Genomic DNA, 4,435 nt, shown 5'->3' with positions numbered 1-4,435 from the left:
CATTCCGCCCGATCCAGAACCGAATCGCCGATCCCGTGGCGATGAGCCGGCAGCTGATCTCCGATGACGAAGCGCGCGCCACGCGCTGCCTCACCCTGCCCTGCCTCGATCTGGCCAGCGCCGGCGATGAAGCGATGCCGTGGCGCGAGCATGAAGGCAGCGGCACGGCTTTCGATCGTCCCTACGCGGATATCCGCAACGGTGTCCACACGCCTGCCGCCATGGCGGAGTTGCTCGCGCTGGAAAGTGGAGCGGCGCGGATCAGCGACGGGGATCTGCGCTGGACGGGCTTCGAGCAATCCGAGAGCGTGCGCCCGGGAGAGCCTTTCTTCGAGATCGTGATGGATGTCAATCTCGCCCAGGATTTCGGCATCGAGGCGGTCTCCTGGTACGGTCATCTGATGGATGATTCCGTCGCGGCGATCTGGCAGCGGGCAATGACCTTCGCGGACGGGAATGCGGCGCCGCAGCTCTTCATGGAGCAGGCCTTCGAATGTGCCCGCGGCGCGCGCGGTCCGACAGGGCTTTGTCCCTGAAGGCATTGCCGGGCAGGGCGCCGCCTCGCACGACCGCGCCCTGCCCGGATCCCAGCATCACCCACACGCAAAAAAGTCACGACCAGAACAACAGGGGCAGGCATGTTCCAGCGCATCCAGCACTTCTTCAATACGCTCGCGACCAATTGGTCGGAGGATCCCGGCGCGCGCGGTGCGGCCAAGATGACGGCGGCCGGGGTGCTCGTCGCCGAAGGCGTTTTCGGCGTGGTGCGTGGCCGGACCGGACGCAATGGAAGGCGGCAGCGGGGCGGCATACTCGGCGGAGTACTCGGCATCATCTTCGGCATCATCTTCATCAATGTCGGCGGTTTCGTGGAGGGGTCGGGCATTGATGATCCGGTCGAAATCACCGGAGAAGTCGTCGCCGTCGAGCGCGCCGGCACCAGCGGCGAGAACGACACGCCGATGTACCGCACCCGTATCGCCTATACCGTGGACGGGGAGAGTTACGAATTCAGCCCGCGCGGCAGAAGCTCATGGCGACCGAATGTGGGCGCGGATGTCGATGTCGCCTATTCCCGGTCGAACCCGGCCAATGCGAAGCGGATCGGTGGCATCGAGGAATGGGCGCCGCAGATCTTCGGCTGGGCCGGGTGGTTCGTGATCGTGACCTCCGCATTCAGCCTGCTCGTCAGCATTGCGCTGATCGTCTTCGGGATCTGGCTGTTCCAGCAGGGCCGCGCCGATCGCCGGCTCAGCGGCGAGGATCGCGGCTTTTTCGGCGATCTCTTCGCCATCGCGAGGGATGTGCGCGCGGGCAACATGGATATCGCGGAGACGGCAGCCGGCATGGCGGGGGCGGCACAGGGATCCGGTCAGCCCGCTGCCGCAGCGCCCGCGCAGCCCGCAGCCAATGCCGCATCCGCCCCGGCAGCCACGGCTTCAGCGCCAGCCGGCTGGATGCTCGACCCCGCAGACGAGAGCATGCTGCGCTGGTGGGACGGGCAGCAATTCACCGAACTGCGCCGTCCGCGCGATTGAGGGCTCTCAGCGGAACAGCATCACCGGAACGAGGCAGGAGCGGACCATCTCGCTGGTGGTGGAGCCAATGATCAGGCTGCGGATACGCGAATGGCCGTAGGCGCCCATCACCAGGAGATCGATCTTCTCGGTCTCGATGGCCTTGATGATGACGCTCTCGGGCTGGCCTTCGCGGATTTCCGAGGAGACGGTGAAACCGGCATCGCGCAGGACGCTTTGTGCGGTTTCGAGCCGCTCGCGCACCATGGCCGAGGGCTGGCCGACAGTGAGGAGGCGGCATTCCATGCCGGTGAACAGCTTGCCGGCAGCGATGTGGCGCACGGCCTTCATCGCGCTGTCACCACCATCGAAGGCGATCAGGAAACGGTTTTGCGGCTTGAATGCGCGGGACGTGACGAGTACCGGCTTGCGGGAGGCCCGCACCACCCGCTCCAGATTGGAGCCGAGATGCATCCTGGCGAAATCCGCCGCCTCACCGCGCTTGCCGACGATGACGAGGGCGGCGTCGCTCTCGGCTTCCTGCAGGGCCTCGACGAGATCGCCGTTGCGCAGGCGCGTGTTGATCTGTTCAATACCCTGTCCGCCGATGCGCGCGCGGGCCTCCTCGAGGATCAGCCGCCCGCGCTTTTGGGCAAGACGCGCCCGCTCCTCGTCATGCGAGGCCAGTTCGGCCAGAAGATTCTCGCGTGCATCCGCATTGATGGCGCCCGAGAGATCCGCCGGCGCCGTCGAGACATCGCGACGCCCGAGCACATGCATCAGCTCGACCGGGTAACCGGTCTTCTGCGCAACCCAGGCAGTATGATCGCAAACGCTTTGCGAATAGATCGAACCGTCGATCAGCGCCACCAGTGCGGACATGCCGCCTCCCTTTCGATTTGCTTGCACGCCGAGGGGCGCAAGCCGCCGTTACCGCGTCTGATTCATCGCAGAATGACCGGTTCGTGATCAAAAAACCAGCCGAAACGGGTCAGACCGGGCCGCGATGCCGGTCAATGCCCCATCAGCTTGTCCATGGCGCCCGGCTTGTCGTGGATGGCGAGCCTGTCGACGAGGGTTTCACTGGCCTCGTTCATACCCGCGAGTTCCACTTCGGCGCCCTCGCGGCGGAATTTCAAGACCACCATGTCGAGGGCGGCGACGCTGGAAATATCCCAGATATGGGCGCGCGAAACGTCGATCGTGACCTTCTCCAGCGCCTCGCGAAAATCGAAGGCTGCGGAGAAATCTTCCACTGATGCGAAGAACAACTGCCCCTCAACCCGGTAGGTGCGATGCGCCCGGTCGGAGGAGAGCGTGGAGGTGATACGGAAGATCTGGGAGATCTTCCAGGCGAAGAATATCCCCGAGAGCAGCACGCCCACCAGCACGCCGATGGCGAGGTTATGGGTGCCGACCACGGTGATCACGGTCGCGAGCATCACCACGGAGGATGAGCGGGGGTGATCGCGCAGATTGCGGATCGAACTCCAGGAGAAGGTCCCGATCGAGACCATGATCATCACCGCAACGAGCGCAGCCATCGGAATCACGCCGACCCAGTCGCCCAGGACCACGACCATGAAGAGCAGGAAGACGCCGGCGGCGAAGGAGGACAGCCGCCCGCGACCACCCGATTTCACGTTGATGATCGACTGCCCGATCATGGCACAGCCGGCCATGCCGCCAATGAAACCGGTCGCGGTATTGGCAACGCCCTGCGCCACGCATTCCTGCTTCTTGTCGCTCGGCGTATCGGTCAGTTCATCGACGATCGTCGCCGTCATCAGCGATTCGAGCAGACCCACCGCCGCCACGGCCACCGAATAGGGCAGGATGATCATCAGGGTTTCGAGATTGAGCGGAATATCCGGGATCAGGAAGACCGGCAGCGTCGAGGGCAATTCGCCCATATCGCCGACGGTGCGCAGATCGAAGCCCAGCATCAGCGAAACGGCAGTGAGCACGAGTATGCAGACGAGCGGGCTCGGCACCGCCTTCGTCACCATCGGCAGCAGATAGATGATGGCCAGCCCCGCCGCGACCATCACATAGGTGAGCATGGGCACGCCGGTCAGTTCCGGGATCTGGGCGAGGAAAATCAGGATGGCGAGCGCGTTGACGAAGCCGGTCATCACCGAGCGCGAGACGAAGCGCATCATCTGCGCCACGCCGGTCATGCCGGCGACGATCTGCAACAGCCCCGCCAGTACCGTCGCCGCGAGCAGGTATTCCAGCCCGTGATCGCGCACCAGCGTGACCATCAGCACCGCTGTCGCGGCCGTGGCTGCGGAGATCATGCCCGGGCGCCCGCCGACGATCGCCGTGATCACCGCGATCGAGAAGGAAGCGTAGAGCCCCACTTTCGGATCGACTCCGGCGATGATCGAGAAGGCGATCGCTTCCGGAATCAGGGCGAGAGCCACGACAAGGCCGGCGAGGAGATCGCTGCGGATGTTGCCGAACCATTCCCGGCGCTGGCGATTCCAGAAATCAATCGTCACGAAATTGCTCCGTTACCTGTCGCATCACAAACGAGAGCCCATCGCGCAAAACCACGGCGCGCAAAAACCAAGCCGATCTGTCGGAAGGATTGCTCCGGGGCCCGGCACAAGAACGCGAGGAATATCGCCGTCATGAGGGGCATGTTGCTGCACCGCAACATGGGCTGATGACGCGTTTAGAATATCCCTGCGACAAAGGCAACAGTGAGCGCTGCAGAGCAGGCATGCATATCTGGCCAGTGGCGAGCCCATAACGGATGAGGCCCGCACCGGATGCAGCGCGCGCTGTGATCGCCTAGACGAGCGGTCGGCGAGAGCGCTCACAACCCCGTGAAGGCGCGCTCGCGATAGATCAGGGCACGCCGCCGCAGCCCGTAGCGCACCGCACGGACTTCGCCCACGAGCAGATGATGC

At 64.3% G+C, this 4,435-nt stretch carries 4 protein-coding genes; 2 read left to right on the top strand and 2 right to left on the bottom strand.

The annotated features are described in order from the left end of the window. Together VKP01_RS02330 and VKP01_RS02325 are read left to right on the top strand one after the other, a co-directional pair. Positions 1-536: hypothetical protein (locus VKP01_RS02330; protein WP_324410025.1), on the top strand; the 536-nt coding region annotated here is incomplete at its 5' end. A gap of 102 nt (positions 537-638) precedes the next feature. Continuing rightward, a complete protein-coding gene (locus tag VKP01_RS02325; protein ID WP_324410024.1) occupies positions 639-1,538 on the top strand; it encodes a DUF3592 domain-containing protein in 900 nt (299 codons plus the stop codon). 6 nt (positions 1,539-1,544) lie between these two features. Here VKP01_RS02325 and VKP01_RS02320 read toward each other — a convergent pair whose 3' ends face one another. After that, a complete protein-coding gene (locus tag VKP01_RS02320; RefSeq protein WP_324410023.1) occupies positions 1,545-2,399 on the bottom strand; it encodes a universal stress protein in 855 nt (284 codons plus the stop codon). Between the two features lie 131 nt (positions 2,400-2,530). Continuing rightward, positions 2,531-4,015, bottom strand: a complete 1,485-nt coding sequence (locus tag VKP01_RS02315; RefSeq protein WP_414706496.1) for a SulP family inorganic anion transporter — start codon at positions 4,013-4,015, stop codon at positions 2,531-2,533. Positions 4,016-4,435: the final 420 nt, after the last annotated feature.

The sequence above is a fragment of the Saliniramus sp. genome (assembly GCF_035311605.1).
In the GTDB taxonomy this organism is placed as follows: domain Bacteria; phylum Pseudomonadota; class Alphaproteobacteria; order Rhizobiales; family Beijerinckiaceae; genus Saliniramus.
Note: the sequence above shows the minus strand (reverse complement) of the source record. Positions and strands in the feature narration are given on the sequence as shown.